At 49.8% G+C, this 15,995-nt stretch carries 15 protein-coding genes and 1 pseudogene; 11 read left to right on the top strand and 5 right to left on the bottom strand.

Translation table 11 applies throughout. From position 1 onward, the window contains the following. Positions 1-68 precede the first annotated feature (68 nt). Entirely contained in the window at positions 69-362 is a 294-nt protein-coding gene (locus H8B09_RS25380) for a hypothetical protein (RefSeq protein WP_191206379.1), read from the top strand. A gap of 25 nt (positions 363-387) precedes the next feature. Here H8B09_RS25380 and H8B09_RS25375 read toward each other — a convergent pair whose 3' ends face one another. Continuing rightward, positions 388-879 carry a GNAT family N-acetyltransferase gene (locus H8B09_RS25375; protein ID WP_397376097.1) on the bottom strand — a complete coding sequence of 164 codons (492 nt, stop codon included), beginning with the start codon at positions 877-879 and terminating at the stop codon, positions 388-390. Positions 880-1,011: 132 nt separating this feature from the next. Between H8B09_RS25375 and H8B09_RS25370 the strand changes: the two genes are divergently transcribed. From H8B09_RS25370 to H8B09_RS25350, 5 genes are all read left to right on the top strand, one after another. Beyond that, entirely contained in the window at positions 1,012-2,244 is a 1,233-nt protein-coding gene (locus tag H8B09_RS25370) for an MFS transporter (protein WP_191206377.1), read from the top strand. Positions 2,245-2,465: 221 nt separating this feature from the next. After that, positions 2,466-3,341 (top strand): alpha/beta hydrolase family protein, encoded by an 876-nt coding sequence (locus H8B09_RS25365; RefSeq protein ID WP_224753984.1) that lies wholly within the window; start codon positions 2,466-2,468, stop codon positions 3,339-3,341. A 412-nt stretch (positions 3,342-3,753) separates the two neighbouring features. Continuing rightward, entirely contained in the window at positions 3,754-4,602 is an 849-nt protein-coding gene (locus H8B09_RS25360; protein WP_191206376.1) for a sulfurtransferase, read from the top strand. 513 nt (positions 4,603-5,115) lie between these two features. Then, positions 5,116-5,529: a MerR family transcriptional regulator gene (locus H8B09_RS25355; protein ID WP_191206375.1), complete on the top strand. Its 414-nt coding sequence runs from the start codon at positions 5,116-5,118 to the stop codon at positions 5,527-5,529. 3 nt (positions 5,530-5,532) lie between these two features. Then, positions 5,533-6,486 carry an aldo/keto reductase gene (locus H8B09_RS25350; RefSeq protein WP_191206374.1) on the top strand — a complete coding sequence of 318 codons (954 nt, stop codon included), beginning with the start codon at positions 5,533-5,535 and terminating at the stop codon, positions 6,484-6,486. Positions 6,487-6,591: 105 nt separating this feature from the next. Here the strand turns inward: H8B09_RS25350 and H8B09_RS25345 are convergent. Next, a pseudogene (locus H8B09_RS25345) lies at positions 6,592-6,786 on the bottom strand (DoxX family protein); the annotation flags it as partial. A 604-nt stretch (positions 6,787-7,390) separates the two neighbouring features. Further along, a complete protein-coding gene (locus tag H8B09_RS25340) occupies positions 7,391-8,626 on the bottom strand; it encodes a fibronectin type III domain-containing protein (RefSeq protein ID WP_191206373.1) in 1,236 nt (411 codons plus the stop codon). A 586-nt stretch (positions 8,627-9,212) separates the two neighbouring features. On the opposite strand from H8B09_RS25340, the gene H8B09_RS25335 reads away from it, so the two are divergent. The 5 genes from H8B09_RS25335 to H8B09_RS25315 all read left to right on the top strand — a co-directional run bounded on the left by H8B09_RS25335 (position 9,213) and on the right by H8B09_RS25315 (position 13,201). After that, on the top strand, positions 9,213-9,836 hold the full coding sequence (locus H8B09_RS25335; protein WP_191203390.1) for a YdeI/OmpD-associated family protein: 624 nt from the start codon (positions 9,213-9,215) through the stop codon (positions 9,834-9,836). Positions 9,837-10,096: 260 nt separating this feature from the next. After that, complete coding sequence (locus H8B09_RS25330) at positions 10,097-11,107, top strand: medium chain dehydrogenase/reductase family protein (RefSeq protein ID WP_191206372.1); 1,011 nt, start codon at positions 10,097-10,099, stop codon at positions 11,105-11,107. A gap of 23 nt (positions 11,108-11,130) precedes the next feature. Then, on the top strand, positions 11,131-11,553 hold the full coding sequence (locus H8B09_RS25325; protein WP_191206371.1) for a MerR family transcriptional regulator: 423 nt from the start codon (positions 11,131-11,133) through the stop codon (positions 11,551-11,553). 697 nt (positions 11,554-12,250) lie between these two features. Further along, positions 12,251-12,520, top strand: coding sequence for a CD3324 family protein (locus tag H8B09_RS25320; RefSeq protein WP_191206370.1), 270 nt, complete (start codon positions 12,251-12,253; stop codon positions 12,518-12,520). A gap of 150 nt (positions 12,521-12,670) precedes the next feature. Beyond that, positions 12,671-13,201, top strand: coding sequence for a GNAT family N-acetyltransferase (locus H8B09_RS25315; protein WP_191206369.1), 531 nt, complete (start codon positions 12,671-12,673; stop codon positions 13,199-13,201). 247 nt (positions 13,202-13,448) lie between these two features. On the opposite strand, the gene H8B09_RS25310 is transcribed toward H8B09_RS25315, so the two are convergent. Together H8B09_RS25310 and cysD are read right to left on the bottom strand one after the other, a co-directional pair. Further along, on the bottom strand, positions 13,449-15,053 hold the full coding sequence (locus H8B09_RS25310) for a sulfate adenylyltransferase subunit 1 (protein WP_191206368.1): 1,605 nt from the start codon (positions 15,051-15,053) through the stop codon (positions 13,449-13,451). Next, positions 15,053-15,949: a sulfate adenylyltransferase subunit CysD gene (gene cysD / locus H8B09_RS25305; protein WP_191206367.1), complete on the bottom strand. Its 897-nt coding sequence runs from the start codon at positions 15,947-15,949 to the stop codon at positions 15,053-15,055. The genes H8B09_RS25310 and cysD overlap by 1 nt, the downstream gene beginning before the upstream one ends. Between the last annotated feature and the right edge of the window lie 46 nt (positions 15,950-15,995).

Here is a 15,995-nt window from a genome sequence, read left to right as displayed (position 1 = left end):
GGGCTGTTATTTTGTTGTAAAATGGAATGACCACCATCTAGATGATTGGATAAGGAAGGGATGAAGTCATGGGCGTCAGACATGCACGCGAGTATGCAGACATATTATCGGATTTGACAGCTGCGGTAAGTGCAATTCCGAACAGCTATACATTTTTTGAGATGACGAGGGAAGAATGGGAGGAGCTTGGCGATCCGGAACGAGCTGAGGTCATGGAAGCGTTGGCCGATGACGTGTTCTACGGGCTGGGGCAGCAGACCGACATTCGTGTTGGCGACGGTGCAGTCGTCTATGTGCCGAAGCGGCATGTAATCGAAGTTGTCCAAGGGGACAATGTCATTCAAGTCGTTCGTCTGATCTAAAATGGTAAACATACGCCGTCGCTGCTCAGTCAGCGGCGGCGAAGACCATGCAGTGGAATTCGGCTTCTCCTGTTGGCGTCGGCCGTACATAAGTGTCGGTGATGTGGAAGCCTGCCTTCTGGTAGGCGCGGATGGCTCGTTGGTTCCACGTGAGCACTTCTAGATCGATCTCGTCTTGAGGCGCTCGACGGATCGCTTCTTCTGCAGCGGCCAGGGCGAATGCTGCACCAAGCCCTTGACCGCATCGGTCTGGGCGCAGCCCAAGTCCGAGCCGAGTGACGCCAAGCAGCGGAAACAGCTGAACGAAGCCGATCATGTGGCTTTCTTCATTAAGTACAGCAGCATATTGCTGGCTGCGGATATCGGGATCGCCGAATTCAATGCCTTCGGCTTCCATCCGGCCGAAGTCGGACCAGCCATAGAGGTCGAATGGCGGCTCATAGCGCCAGCTGCACAGCTCTTGGGCATGCTCGCGGCTCATCGGAACGAAGCGAAATTGCGGGGATGGGGATGGAATAGTCATTGTTGGCATGATCTCCTGTCACGAAAGATTCGAATCCTTGTTGGTGTCATTATAACGAACCGAGCTCGATCATGATATGATGAGAGCATTGCATCGCAATCTTAGCTTTAAGTTTAAGGAGCTTGTATGCGTAAACTGATCGCTGTCGGCAGTCTGTCCTATTTTTTAATAGGGCTAGCTATGGTTCTTACTGGTGCACTTTTGGAGCCGATTATTGCATATTACGATTTGGATTATAAAGTAGGAAGCTTGTGGATCTCCGATCAATTCGTTGGTTATCTGATCGGCGTATTGGTCGCTCCCCTGCTGACCTCGCGGATCGGCAAGCGAAGCACGCTCGTCATTGCCTTCGGCAGTCTTACGGTTGCGCAGGCCGCGTACAGCATTCTGCCGCCGTGGGGACTGATGCTGGTCATCGCTCCGCTCGCGGGTCTTGGATTCGGTATGGCGGAAGCGATCGTCGGCGCGACGATTATCGAGCTGTCGGACGATAAGAACAAAGCATCCTCGATGTCGTTCCTGGAAGTATTCTTCGGAGTCGGCGCGCTGGTTATGCCGCTCGGAGCGGCTTATCTCATTCACCTTGGTTACTGGCAGCTGACATTCCCGCTGCTGACCGCGATTGCCGGTGTAACGATGCTGCTGTGGCTAACCGTATCGTTCGGCAAGGCCGATGATCAGATTGGCTGGCCTTCCCGTTCGGCTGAGGCACGTGCAGTCGCAGCAGGCAAGGCGCCGATTGCGAAGTCGAAGTACACCCGCAGCATGGTGCCTTTTCTGACATTCGGCATCCTGTTCTTCTTGATTTATGTCGGGCTGGAGATGAGTTTCTCCAACTACCTGGCCTCGTTCTTGATGCAGCGTACGGGTGCACAAGAGACAAACGCCGCGTCGGTGCTGAGTTTGTTCTGGCTGTTCATGGTTATCGGGAGGCTGTTCGCAGGCAGACTGGCGGATCGTATTACCTATCCTGTCTACCTGATGATTGCTTGTATCGGTTCGGTCATTGTGTTCGCCGCGTCGGCGGTAACGATGTCGTTCACCGGCCTCGTCGTATGGACGTGCATTGGCGGTCTCATTATGTCGGGTATGTTCGCGGTTGGCCTTGTCTATGCGAATAGCCGCATTGAAGGGCTGACGGAGCGGACGACGAGCTTAATGGTTGCTGCAGGCGGTATTGGCGGAGCGATCTTCCCGCGCATCGCCGGCTGGCTGATGGACAGCTATGGCACGACAACGACGATGTGGCTCATCGCCGGATTGGCCGTGCTCATGCTGGTCTCACTCGCCTTCATGGCCGTAGCCGGCAAGCGCCGGATGGATGGTGTGAAGGAGCCAGAGGCTGTAGCGACGCCGTAAGGCGGAGGGTTAGGGATATTGGCGAAGAAGCGCAGGTATTGTTCGTGAGAACAGTGCTTGCGCTTTATTTTGTGTCGGAACAGGGTTAGGGGTAGTACGGGCGATGCAGGTCGATGATACGCTATCTAGCGGCTGGCAAGAATGCTATGATGAATGCACATTTGCGATAGCTGCGAGACCTGACGGGGGTCACAATACATACATAGAGGGAGTGGGCCGCCATGAGTATGCTGCATGAAACGTTCGCTTGGGAGCTGGAGCCGGGTATCTGGCTGCGGGGCGACGTTCGTATGAAGGCTGAAGGGGAGTCGAGGAGGCCGGTTATCGTTCTGGTTCACGGGTTCAAAGGCTTCAAGGATTGGGGAATGTTCCCGTATGCGGCGCAGCGCCTCGCCGGTCAGGAGTATGTGGTTGTTACGTTCAATTTCTCACACAATGGAGTGGGGGCGGTTGGCGCTGACTTCGATGAACTGGACAAATTTGCGCGGAATACACATACGCTGGAGCTGCGGGATCTCGCTGTGGTGATGGCTGCCATTCGGAACGGTCGGATGCCGCTTAGCCATGCGATGGATGCGGACCACGTGCTGCTGGTGGGTCACAGCAGAGGCGGTGGCGACTGTGTGCTATATGCTGCAGAACATCCGGCTGAGGTCAGAGGCATTGTCTCATGGAACGGAATTGCGGACTGCAACCTGTTCACGAAGGAGTTCCGTCAGCAGGTGCTGGAGGATGGCGTCGGCTATGTGACGAATGCGCGGACGAAGCAGCAGATGCCGATAGCGGCGTCATTCTTCGAGGATCTGGCGCTCAACGAGGAGCGCTATCATATCGCGGCGCAGGCAGCGTCGCTGCAGATGCCGGCTTTATTCGTACAAGGGGATGCCGACACGCCGAGACTGGTGGCAGGTTATCACCGTTTGCAGGAGGCGGCGCCTCAGCATCGGTACGTGCTGCTGCTGGATGCGGACCATACTTTTGGAACGAAGCATCCTTGGGCCGGGACGACATTGGCGCTGGAGAAGGCCATTGTGCTGACGCGCGGGTTCGCCGCGGGGTTGTTCGAGCGGGAGCGAATCGGGTTAGAAATGGACTAGTAGACGGTGAGAGATCGTTCGCGAAGTCAGGGGAGAATAGCAGTTATTGGTGTGATGGCGTGACAGGCAGGGAATGAATAGCATCTATTGGTGCATGTTGGACAAACGAATGGTCAAGCTCAGGCTGTTGCCAAATCACTCGGGGTGCAGTAGGGTAGGTACTAGGAAGAACAAGCTTTGTTCGGTGTTCGGCAGGTAACTAGAGGGCGGCGAGAAATGAAGAGTGGATTCCTCCATACTTAAATATCCGATCGCGGCGTTTATGGACAAATAGGAGTGGTTGCGACGTACTTAATTTTTAGTTTCGCCCTTCGGTGACGTTAAGTACAGGGTAATTGCGAACTTACTGCTCACGGTTTAAACTGCGGCAGAGGCTAATATATAAAATGTAGACAAAGGTGGTTGATTAGACGTGAATGTTTTACCGCAAACAGAGCTGCTGGCTCATTTGGACGATACAAGCTTGGTTATTGTAGATTGCCGGTTCCAGCTTGGCAAGCCAGACGCTGGACGAGAAGCGTACGAGGCGTCGCATATTACAGGCGCGATCTATCTGGATCTGGAGAAGGATCTGTCGGCTCCGCTTGATCCGGATGGATATGGCGGACGTCATCCGCTGCCGGATGCTGCCCAGTTGACGGGTACGTTAAGCCGAGTGGGCATCAGCAACGATTCAGTTGTTGTTGCTTATGACGACCAAGGCGGCGCGATGGCTTCGCGTTTGTGGTGGCTGCTGAAGTACCTCGGACACGAGAAGGTGTATGTGCTCGACGAAGGCTTCGCAGCGTGGGTGAATGCGGGACGTCCTGTATCGGCAGAAATTCGTACGCCTGAGCCAGCACAGTTCCTAGCAACGGTGCAGCACAATCGGTTGATCGAGATGGACGAGGTTCTTGAGAAGCTCGAGGAAGACGGCGTGAAGCTGATCGATTCACGCGACGGCGCGCGCTACCGCGGCGAAGTGGAGCCGATCGACAAGAAGGCAGGCCATATTCCAGGCGCGATGAACCTGTTCTGGGGCGAAAGCCGCACAGCAGACGGTACGTGGAAGTCGCAGGACGAGCATGTGGCACGGTTCGAGCAGGCTGGACTGGCGAAGGACGACGAGATTATCGTCTACTGCGGTTCGGGCGTAACGGCAACGCCAAACGTGATGGCGCTGGAGGAAGCGGGCTACACGCGCGTTAGGCTGTACGCGGGTAGTTGGAGTGATTGGATTAGTTATGGGGAGAATCCAATCGCAACCGGGAATGAAGAGTAACGAAATGACGAATACACCGCCATGTTGCCCAAAGGCTCTGGCGGTGTATTTTTAATGTCCGAAGTCAACACGGAGTCAACATGATCTTCCGAAAGTACTTACACCATAGTGATGACCGAGTTTTTACTCGTATCCTCCGAGCAGAGTAGGTCAGACTCCTCCTCTGAGGACTATGCCATTGATATTTCGCTGAGATCAACACATTAAGCACTTGTATGAGCCGAATCAACGTGACCTATTGATCGAAGGATTTAGTGTCAATTAAGAGAATAGATCGTGTAACACAAATTCTGTTAAATAAAAAACAAACTATTCGAGGGGGATGCAGTGCCTGTATTAAATGATTTATATGAGATTGGTTAGAAAATAGAGACTTCTTATAGTGCGGAGTCATATCAAGAGAACACCGAGTCGCGGACTTTTCACTTGATTCGAAAAATCGAAAACGGGGTGAGCCGCTATTGACTTAGAGCGTGCTCAAACTTGTAAAGTGATTTCGTAGGGGGGCTGGAAATGAAAGAGCAGGGGCAAGGGCAAGAGTTGACCATTCAGCAGGTGGCCGAGATGACCGGTTTCAGCGTACATACGCTACGTTATTATGAGCGGATCGGACTGATGGATCCGATTCCACGGGCCAAGAACGGACATCGGTTTTATCAGAAGAATGATTTTGAATGGATTGTATTGCTCGCTAGGCTTCGGAATACGGGAATGCCGATCGTACAGATGCAGCGATTCGCCGCGATGATGCGATTAGGCGATGCAGGTATCTCCCAACGTAGGGCGCTACTGGAGGATCATGAACGGATGTTGCTGGAACAGGCTCAAGAGATTCGTCAGACACTGGACCTACTTCGGGATAAAATTGACTACTACCGCTCCTGGGAAGCCGAAGTCAAAGGTGAAATACATGAAAAAGGAGGATAAAGCATGCAACAATTTTCATTAGGAACAACAGGGCTCAGTGTAAGCGCCTATTCATTGGGCTGCCTTAACTTCGGATCCCGAACGGACAAGGAAACATCATTCCGGCTGCTGGATCGTTATGCGGAAGCTGGGGGAAACTTTTTGGATACAGCTAACAACTACGCCTTTTGGAATGAGGGCTGCTTCGGCGGTGAGAGCGAGTCTCTGCTCGGCGAGTGGATCAGGGTAAGGAAAAATAGGAGCGGGATAATCGTAGCCACAAAGGTTGGAGCAAAACCGACGGTTCCGGGCGGAGGCTTCGATCAAATCGAAGGCCTGAGTGGTAAAGCGATTGAAAAAGCTATTGATGAAAGCTTGCTGCGTCTTGGAACCGATTATGTAGATTTACTTTACGCGCATATCGACGATACCAATACTCCGCTCGAGGAAACCCTAGAAACCTTTGACCGATTAATTAAAGCGGGCAAAGTAAGGGCGTTAGGGTGCAGCAATTACCCATTTTCGCGTCTCCTTGAGGCCAAAGAGATTAGTACCACAAAGGGCTTGGCGTCTTATAGTTGTATACAGCAGCGGTATACGTATTTGCAGCCTAGAATCAATGCGGATTTTGGGATTCAGGTGAGTGCGGATGATAACTTGCTCGCGTATTGCAAGGAAAATGATGATTTTACGATGCTAGCGTTCTCACCGTTGCTTGGGGGTTTATATAGTCGGGAAGATGCCTCCATCCCCGATGGTTACCGAAGCGAGGAGCAATTGAGTCGATTGCAAGCCATCAGGAAAGTAGCCAGAGAATTAGGAGCAACACCGAACCAGGTCGTACTTGCCTGGATGCTTCAGAACGTGCCGAAGGTTCTTCCCCTTGTCGCGGTTAGCGATCTGGCACAGTTGGAGGAGAATCTCGGAGCCCTCCATATTCAGCTAGACGCGGAACTGCTCGAGCACTTGAATCGGTAGAAGCGTAAGATCCGAGAGACCGAGTGACAAATCAACGAAGAGTCAACATTTAAAGCTGAAGATTAATCACGCTGAACCATACCATAACTAACGGAAAGTTGTGCATTACATAACAATAAGCGTGATGGATACACACAACATCAGCAATGCATTGATCGACATATAGGGGTTATGTGTGGCCCTGAAAAGATGTGCATGGATGGCACCGAGCATAAGAACGGCAATTAATACAGCAGGGTATTTCGAAAAATTGGAGTATCCGACTCCGACGAGTATTCCTATTGCTCCAATCGTTTCAAGAGCAGCTAAGTAGCTTTGTTTCCGAAGGGCTGATCAATAAGTCAGGCTTACGAAGCCCGTTATCTGTACAACCAGAACGTATTTTGAGTGAGATTGAAAAGTGTAATTAACTCGCGGTTATAGACAGCTTGGGGTCTCGTATAATAAGCCCATTCTTAAGCTGGAGTGATTGGATATCGTATAGGGAGAATCCCGTGGCTACCGGGAATGAAGAAGAATCGAAGGCGTATAACAGTGCTTTTAAATAAATACATCGTCATAGGGGAAACGCACCCTGGCAATGTATTTTTGTGGCTCGAAGGAGTCAGCATTTGCGCCATGGGAATTTTCGCCTGCCGGGCTAGACTGAATGCTCAATCGTTATCTCTGTGATGCCTGTATAGATAACAAGGGGGCGGGACGCCCCAACACTGAGGTGATGCTTCCTGGTTGTCGCATGCGAGTCAACAATTCAAAAGAATAGATGTGTCATTCAACATGAAATCAATATCAAGTTTAGCTCATAAGCGGTTGTGGAAGATAGCGAATAAGTAAAAACGGATACCTCCGATGGGGTATCCGTTTTTGCATCGTTGTAGAAAATAAAATAAATTACATCAAAAATCTAGAACGGGGTCGTAAAGGATTGCACTTCACTCTCGGCATGGTTGCTATAAATATCATCGACTAGAACGAGATAGTAGTAAGTCGTACCGGGCTGAAGTTGATCTAGAGTAGCAAGGTGGGAAGTTTCCCCGTCCTGTTCAAGCACGGCATATTGATCCAGGAAGTTAGGATCTGTACCGTATAACACTACTGAAGAAGAGTTGTTGCTTGTGTTCCACTGCAATTTGGCAGAAGCTGTTTCAATTGAGTAGGTAGTGAGACCTGTAATGGTTAAGCTGGTGTCAACAGCCGCTTGAGTCGTAAAGGACTGAACGTCACTCTCGGCATGGTTGCTATAAATATCATCGACTAAAACGAGATAGTAGTAAGTGGTGCTAGGCTGAAGCTGATCTAGAGTAGCAAGGTGGGAAGTTTCCCCATCCTGTTCAGGTGTGGCGTATTGATCCAGAAAATTAGGGTCTGTACCGTATAACACTGCTGAAGAAGAGTTGTTGCTTGTGTTCCACTGTAATTTCGCAGATGTTGCAGTAACAGAGAAGGCCTCCACCTCAGTGAGTTCTACAGAGCTTTCTAGTGGCGTTGTGACGGAATAGAGAGCGCTCTCTGTATGATTGTGAAGTACATCATCGGCTACAATGCGGTAATAGTAAGTATTTCCTGGTGACATCTCACTAGGGTAAGCCACGTGAAAAGTTCCTCCATCCTGAACAGGTTTAGCCGATTTGTCCAGATTATTAGGATCTATACCGTAGAGCAGAGTCGATGTCGCATTGAAATTAGTATGCCATTGGATTTTGGCGAATGAAGTATTAGGGTAAGCCTCTACTTCCGTGATTGTAAGAGGGTTTGTTGCTACGAGGGTTGTAAAGGAATATACACCGCTCTTAATGCTTTTTTCATTTTTTTGTGTAGAGACAGCTTCGATTTGATAATAATAGGTGGTTTTTGGGTTGAGTCCACTCATTTCAATCTTATACTGCTCTCCGGTGTGAGTGATAATCGGGTTGTTTAAACTCGCACTGTGGGGGTTGGTTCCAACATATAGCCTAGGTGTATAATGTTTCTTCAACTTAGCGGAGAGAACAGATGTAGTAGCATTGACGGACGAGATTTGAACTTGTTCAATGATTTTGGAAATCTGTTTGTCTCCTCCGTTGGAGGCTAAGGAACTAATTGGAAACAGGCATGAAATAAATACAAGAACAGATAATAGGAGACTAAGCTTACTACGCATGTTTTTCGGCACCTTTCGTTACTAGTCTAATAGAATCAAACAACATTATAGGCTACATTAACCAAAAAATCAAAGTATAGTAAAATAGTTATAGTGGGAGTTAAGTTCGAAAGGGCCCAAAGAAACAGAGGGCTTAAAGCCCTGGACGCTGAACGACCATAAGAGCCATTACCGCTACCTGCAACTCTGGCTGATGGAGCAATACCCGACACTAAAACTAGACGAACTCACCGTCGACAACGTTCGCCAGTACGTTCAATTTTGTCTGTACAGAGCATTGTGAGGCGTATTAGCGAGCGTTCGGTGATCCGTGCTGTAAGTACTTTTTGAGACTCGGAGAAAGATGTTGAAGTAATAATTAAGGGGATGATGCAAGATGACCGCAGCGGAAGTTAAACGTTCGCGGGTTGCTGTCGAGTGTGTCATATGAATCACTCCTCTCAAAATAGGTGCAAAAGAGTCACCAAAAGATGGCAGAAATAATAGGGTTCATATATAATAATTATAAAATATGGGAATCCAAGCGAACAAGGTATAAGGCCACACTAACGGTGAGATACCCTCTTGGTACAGGAGAATATATATAATGTCACTAGAGAGCACTGACCCAAAAGTTACACAGTACATCGAAAACTCTGAGGATTTTGCCAAACCAATCCTCAATCATCTTAGAGAGCAGATCCACAAAAACTGCCCTAATGTAGTGGAATCAATTAAGTGGGCCATCCCGCATTTTGATTACAAAAACGATTTCATGTGCGTATTAGCCTCATCTAAAAACCACTGTTCGCTCACGTTTATAAAATCTGAGTTCATGAGCGATCCCCGATTTGCTGGTGGCAAGAAGGTAAAGCCAGGCCAGCGATTTATGGGCAGAATCACGAGTATGTCTGAGCTGCCATCAGATGAAGAACTCGCAGGCTTTATCAAAGAAGCGATGGATTTAAATGACCGAGGCGTGAAACTTGACAAGACAGCCAAAGCAGCGCCGGGCAGCAACCCAGTGGAAACTCCGGCATATTTCCTGGAAGCACTATCGAAAAATCCTACTGCTCAACAAGTTTTTGAGAACCAATCACCGTCATTCCGCAAGAACTACATCGTATGGCTTGAAAGTGCAAAGACCGATGCCACAAAACAACAGCGAATAGATGAAGCCCTTGAATGGATCGCCGAAGGCAAAGGTCGATTCTGGAAATATGATAAGTAAAAGAGCGCCTAACCTCGCGATCGGGGTTTCGAATCCATGGGGGAGCTCCGACGTTTCCTGCTGATTGTCCGATGAAACATAGTTGGGACAAATCAACGGAAAGTCAACATTTATAGTTAAAGATTAATCACGCTGAGCCGTATCACTTGATTGAAAGACGCGGACGGACTGTAAACGGGAGACTTTATTTTTTTCCTTGACTTAAAGTTAACTTTAAACGCTACAATGAGAAGCATCACTCAATCAGGGGAGAGATGCTTATGTTTCGTTCGCATTGGGTCGTCAACCAGTTCGGAGGTCCGCACGCGATGGAATGGGTCAGGGAGCCGCTTCGTCCCCCGTTCGCGCAAGAGCTGCGGATCAAGATTCAAGCTGCTGGCGTTGCACTCGGTGATGTGTTGAGACGGGCGGGGAAATACCCGGCCTCCTTATCGCTTCCGTATACACCGGGATACGATGCAGTAGGAATCGTCGAAGAGGCAGGAGCGGAAATGGAGCACTTCCATCCGGGGCAACGAGTGGGCATCTTCTTCAACGGCGCCGGCGGTTATTCCACGCATGCATATGCCAAAGCCGATGAGGTATTCCCGATTCCTGATGGTCTAGATCCCTTGCTTGCGGCAGCAGTCATTCTGAATTACGTATCCGCCTACCAAATGCTTCATCGTCTGGCACGCGCAACCAAGGGTGAGCGAATATTGATTCATGGGGCGAGTGGCGGTGTTGGCACGGCTCTGTTGGAGCTTGGCAAGCTTGCCGGACTTCGGATGTACGGTACTGCCTCCGAGGTCAAGCATGCGGTTGTCACGATATATGGGGCCTTCCCCATCGATTATCGCAGTCAGGACTTTGTTAACGTGCTCCGGGAACAAGCGCCAGAGGGTATGGACATCGTGCTCGATCCGATCGGCGGCGACAACTATCGCAGATCCATGCAAACCTTAAGCGCCAAAGGTCGGTTCATCGGTTACGGCTATACCTCCATCCTTCGGGCGGGAGAGGCGGAAGACTGGGCAACCGCATGGAAGCGGCTGGCCGAACAGCAGGCTACCGAGAACGGAAATCCCATTTCGCTTTATAGTATTACGGGGATGAAACAGGAACAGCCCGATTGGTTCCGGGAGGATGCGGCGGCAGTGCTGGATCTGTTGGCGCGAGGGGAAATTAAGCCACTCGTTTCCCGCACCCTTCCGCTAGAGGATGCGATCCAGGCGCATGAGATGTTGGAGACTTCCAGGGCCGCAGGTAAGATTGTATTGGTCAATGCATAAACGCATAGAGAGGGTGCATCTGGATGTACGCGATCGGCGAAGTATCCCGAATGACTGGCATCCCCGCCTCAACGTTGCGCTATTACGAATCGATCAGCCTGCTACCCGAACCGCAGCGCGCGGACGGAAGTCAGGCTAGGCGCTATACGGATTCGGATTTGAAAATTATCGCGTTTATCGACGGGCTGAAGAAAACCGGCATGAGGCTCGAGGACATCGCACTGTTCGCGGAGGATGGCTGTCTTTTGACGCGGCAGGAACTGCCCGATACGTGGACTGCTCAGATATTAAGCAAACGCGTGGATCTGCTGACGAAGCATATTAACCACTTGCAAGAGCAAATCGCGCATCTGCAATGCGTAGAGCGCATCGCAGCCGAACGGAGAGCCATTTATGCCGATAGGCTTTCTTCCCTTCCACCCAGCGGATTGAACGGGGAACGATAGTTTAAACAGCAGCAGTCAAGGGCTTCGTCGGTTGTCCGGCGTACAGAAGCGGCGCACATCGTTTCGTTGCAGGAGAGGGCAGACCATATATACCGTTACGCAGCGAAGGCACCCATTAGGGTGCCTTCGCTTTCGCTTTATAGATGATACGGAGAACCGTACCATAGGTAAATTCCACAATTGGAGTGATTGGATTTCTTATGGGGAGAATCCGATTGCGACCTGAGACGAAAAATAGTGAAAAGCAGTACTTTAATGACGAATACACCGCCAAGCTGCCCAAGGGCTCTGGGGGTGTATTTTTAATACCCTGAAGTCTAACACGGAGTTAACAAGTAAACGGAACATGAAGGACAATCAACAAAAGATCAACGATTCCCCAATACAGTCAGCAATCAATTTTATTACTGGCTAACGAAGGGGTTTACCTGATTTATAAAGAAACTACAGTAGTAGGAAATTATTTTCGAAAGAGAGGTAGTCGTAATGATAGGGAATCAACAACTAATTCATCCGAAAAAGTTCTCGATGCAAGGTTTTGATCTTCGCTCCATGCAAAGTCTACGTGACAAGCGATAGCGGTTGTTTGCATGGAGCAGTATTAACTAACCGCTAACTGCACTGGTTCGGTGAAGTTAGTAAGATTGTCATGTGGGCTTTGTTACCTTGCCATCTACTAGATGAAAGGGCGAAGCCAATGAAATATTTATCTGCAAACGAGATTTTACCTGATGCGTTAGTTCGACAAATCCAAAAATATGTGCAAGGAACAGTACTCTACATTCCTTCTCCGGAAGGCCGTCGAAAAGGGTGGGGGCAAATTTCAGGCCAGAGAGAGTATCTGATGAAGCGAAATTCTGAAATGAAGCAATTACACCGTGAAGGTTATAGTCTGGATCAGCTCTCGGACTTGTATTGCTTATCTGAGGATAGCATTAAGAAGATCGTGTATAAGAAAGAAAAATAGCGAAAGGCTCGTGTTGGCTCATATCCGACACGGGCCTTTTGATTGATAGGGCAAACACTTATAAGTGTTCTCTGCCTACTTAATAAAAGGCTGGATCTGTATACTTATCGTTAATTAATCACATAAACCCAACGAAGGGAGAGGGAAATTATGAATGTAGAGTTGCAGCTGTGCGGCATTGGAGACAAATTTATTATTAATAATATATACCCGCTTTATTTGTATGATCTATCCGAGATATGGGAGCGCGATACAAACCGTTATGGTGTGTTTGAAGACGATGATACGCGGACATTAGCCGAGCAAATTCAGGTATTTGATGTGTGGTGGGAGCACCCAGGCGTTCTATTCCCTTATCTCATTAAGGTGGATGATCTCCCCGCGGGACTTATCTTTGTGGCAACTCCGCCTTATACGCCATGTCCCTCTTACATTGATTATTATTTGAACGAGTTTTTTCTTATGCGCAAGTATCGAGGGAAGGGTATAGGCGAGATAGCTATGCGGCAGCTGCTGGACATGATGCCAGGTCGTTGGGAGCTGCAGACCAATCCCACTGCTCGTAATGAGCGTGCGATAAAGTTTTATCGTAAGACGCTGCATGCATGCACGAACGGTGAGTACACCGAGGAGTTAGGTCGTCATCCCGAACAGGGGGAAATGCTTGTATTTCGGTTTTAATAAACCACTTCCCAATGTGTATGAAATAACTGATTAGGTAAGTGTATGAGAGGACGGGCTCCGCATTAAAGTTTACGGATCATAGCGCATTGTTATTATTTATAGATAATAAGTAATTAATCCGTAATTATGTAGATAAGAAATGCCTCCCCCAGATGCGCCTGTTCACGCAGGCGTATATCCAAGGGAGGCATTTTATATTATCTCCACGCAATCATTCATAGAGCGGTTTACCCGTCTCTATGTCTTATCCTTTATTGCGCACGAGAATATTACGGTATTTGCCGAAGCTTCCGGTGGTGCCGTTATCGGCTTCCAGTCCGTTCACATCAAGCAATGGCAATTGCGGATTGCGAGGGCCGAAGCCGGTAAATACGCCGCCACGGATATTAGCGAAACCAACATCCGACTGAAGATCGAAATCGGCAGGGTATGCGCATTGCTCGCTTTGCAGAGGCAGCGCATCTCCCTTGTTATACGTAGCGGCTGGATGTTTCTCACGCAGCACCATGTTCACATCGGGCTCAAACCAGAAGCTGTCGAACAGATTGACTTGCACCTTAGCATCGCCGTCCTGCAGAACCACGCCATCCTGATTCTCGCTGCCTACCGATACAACAACACCGCATGCCGCCGTCGCATGCGAGACTCGGTCGATCAGAATAAGTGCGCCCATCGTTTTGTGCAGCAGGAATTCATCGACAACGAGCGGTTCAGAAACTACGATATCGCAGCTGACGAGCTCGTTCTTGACCGCAGTATTAGTTGGAAGCAAGCTGCCGTTATTGACGTCTACCTTATGATGGATATCTGTCACCACGGCCGGCAGCATCTTCGTGCCCAGCTTAATCCAGTATTCCTTGCTCGGAACGAGCTGCTGTTCATCCATCCACAAGAGCGTCGTCGTAATGGTGGTTGCCGTTTTCAAGCCTGCATCCTTAGTCAGCACGCAGCCGCGTGAAACGTCGACTTCGCGATCAAGCTGAATCGTAACAGGCTGCCCAGCGATAGCGCTGCCTGCGTTCTTATCTCCGACATGAATCGACTTAACGATTGCCGTCTCGCCGCTAGGCAGAATCGTCAGTGTCTCGCCGACTTCAACTTGGCCTGCCTCAATCTGTCCTTGGAAGCCGCGGAAAGTGTGATCCGGACGGCTTACGCGCTGAACCGGCATGTAGAAGCCGCTCTCGGTGTTATCCATCGAAATGTCGACCGTTTCCAGATGCTCAAGCAATGCTGGACCGTCATACCATTCCATATTGGGAGAACGTTTCGTCACATTGTCGCCTTCTGTTGCCGAGACAGGAATGATAACCGCATTCTCGAGACGAAGCTCATTGCGGAGCTGCTGAATATCCTCAGAGATGCTCAGGAAACGTTGCTGATCGTAGCCGACAAGGTCGATTTTGTTCACTGCGAATATAAAATGTTTAATGCCCATCAACGCGCAAATGCGAGCGTGTCGGCGAGTTTGCACCAGAACGCCTTGTTTGGCGTCGAGCAAAATAATAGCCAGATCGGCGAAAGCTGCGCCTACGGCCATATTGCGGGTGTATTCTTCATGTCCCGGCGTATCGGCAACGATAAAGCTGCGACGGTCGGTGTTGAAGTAGCGGTAGGCAACGTCGATCGTAATGCCTTGCTCGCGCTCGGCCATCAGGCCGTCAAGCAGCAGGGAATAGTCGATCGCTCCGTTGCGGCTGCCAACCTGACTGTCCAGCATAAGCGCTTGCTCCTGGTCGGCATAGAGCATTTTGGAATCGTAAAGAATATGACCGATAAGCGTTGACTTGCCGTCGTCCACGCTTCCGCAAGTTATGAATTTAAGAAGACTGCTCGCTGTCTGACTCATTAGAAATACCCCTCCCGTTTGCGCCGCTCCATGCTGCCTGCAGCTTCCTTGTCAATGACGCGGCTTGTTCGTTCGGAAGTCGTAGCTGACAGCGTCTCTGCGATAACCTCTTCCAACGTATCCGCCTCCGACTCAACCCCGCCTGTAAGAGGGTAGCAGCCTAATGTACGGAAACGTACCTTCTTCATCTCAGGCGTTTCTCCTGGCAGCAGACGCATGCGGCTATCGTCCACCATAATAAGATTGCCGTCACGCTCAACAACCGGACGCTCTGCTGCAAAATACAGCGGAACAATCTCGATGTTCTCGCGTTGGATATACTGCCAGATGTCCTTCTCCGTCCAGTTGGAGATTGGGAATACGCGCATGCTTTCACCCTTATTGATGCGGGTGTTGTACAGCTTCCACATCTCCGGACGTTGGTTCTTAGGATCCCATGCATGCTTCTCGTTGCGGAACGAGAAGATGCGTTCCTTCGCGCGCGACTTCTCTTCATCACGGCGTGCGCCTCCGAAAGCGGCGGTGAACTGATATTTCGTCAGCGCTTCTTTGAGCGTCTGCGTCTTCATGATATCCGTATATGCCGATCCGTGATCGAACGGATTGATGCCCTCCGCAATAGCGGCTTCATTGCGATGAACAAGCAAGTCAACGCCGAGCTCCTGAGCTCTGCGGTCACGGAACTCAATCATTTCGTGGAATTTCCAGCTCGTATCGACATGGAGCAGCGGGAATGGCAGTTTCTCAGGATAGAAGGCTTTCAATGCCAAGTGCAGCAATACCGACGAGTCTTTACCTACCGAATAGAGCATTACCGGGCGCTCACATTCAGCGGCAACCTCCCGGAAAATGTGGATCGCCTCTGCCTCAAGTTTATCTAAGTGTGTCAGCGACAAGTGTATCACTCCTATAGTGCCAATTTGAATCGCAGCTGGCCACGAT

This window comes from Paenibacillus terricola, assembly GCF_014779765.1.
GTDB classification, from domain to species: Bacteria; Bacillota; Bacilli; order Paenibacillales; family Paenibacillaceae; genus Paenibacillus_T; species Paenibacillus_T terricola.
This window is presented reverse-complemented; position numbering and strand designations above follow the sequence as displayed.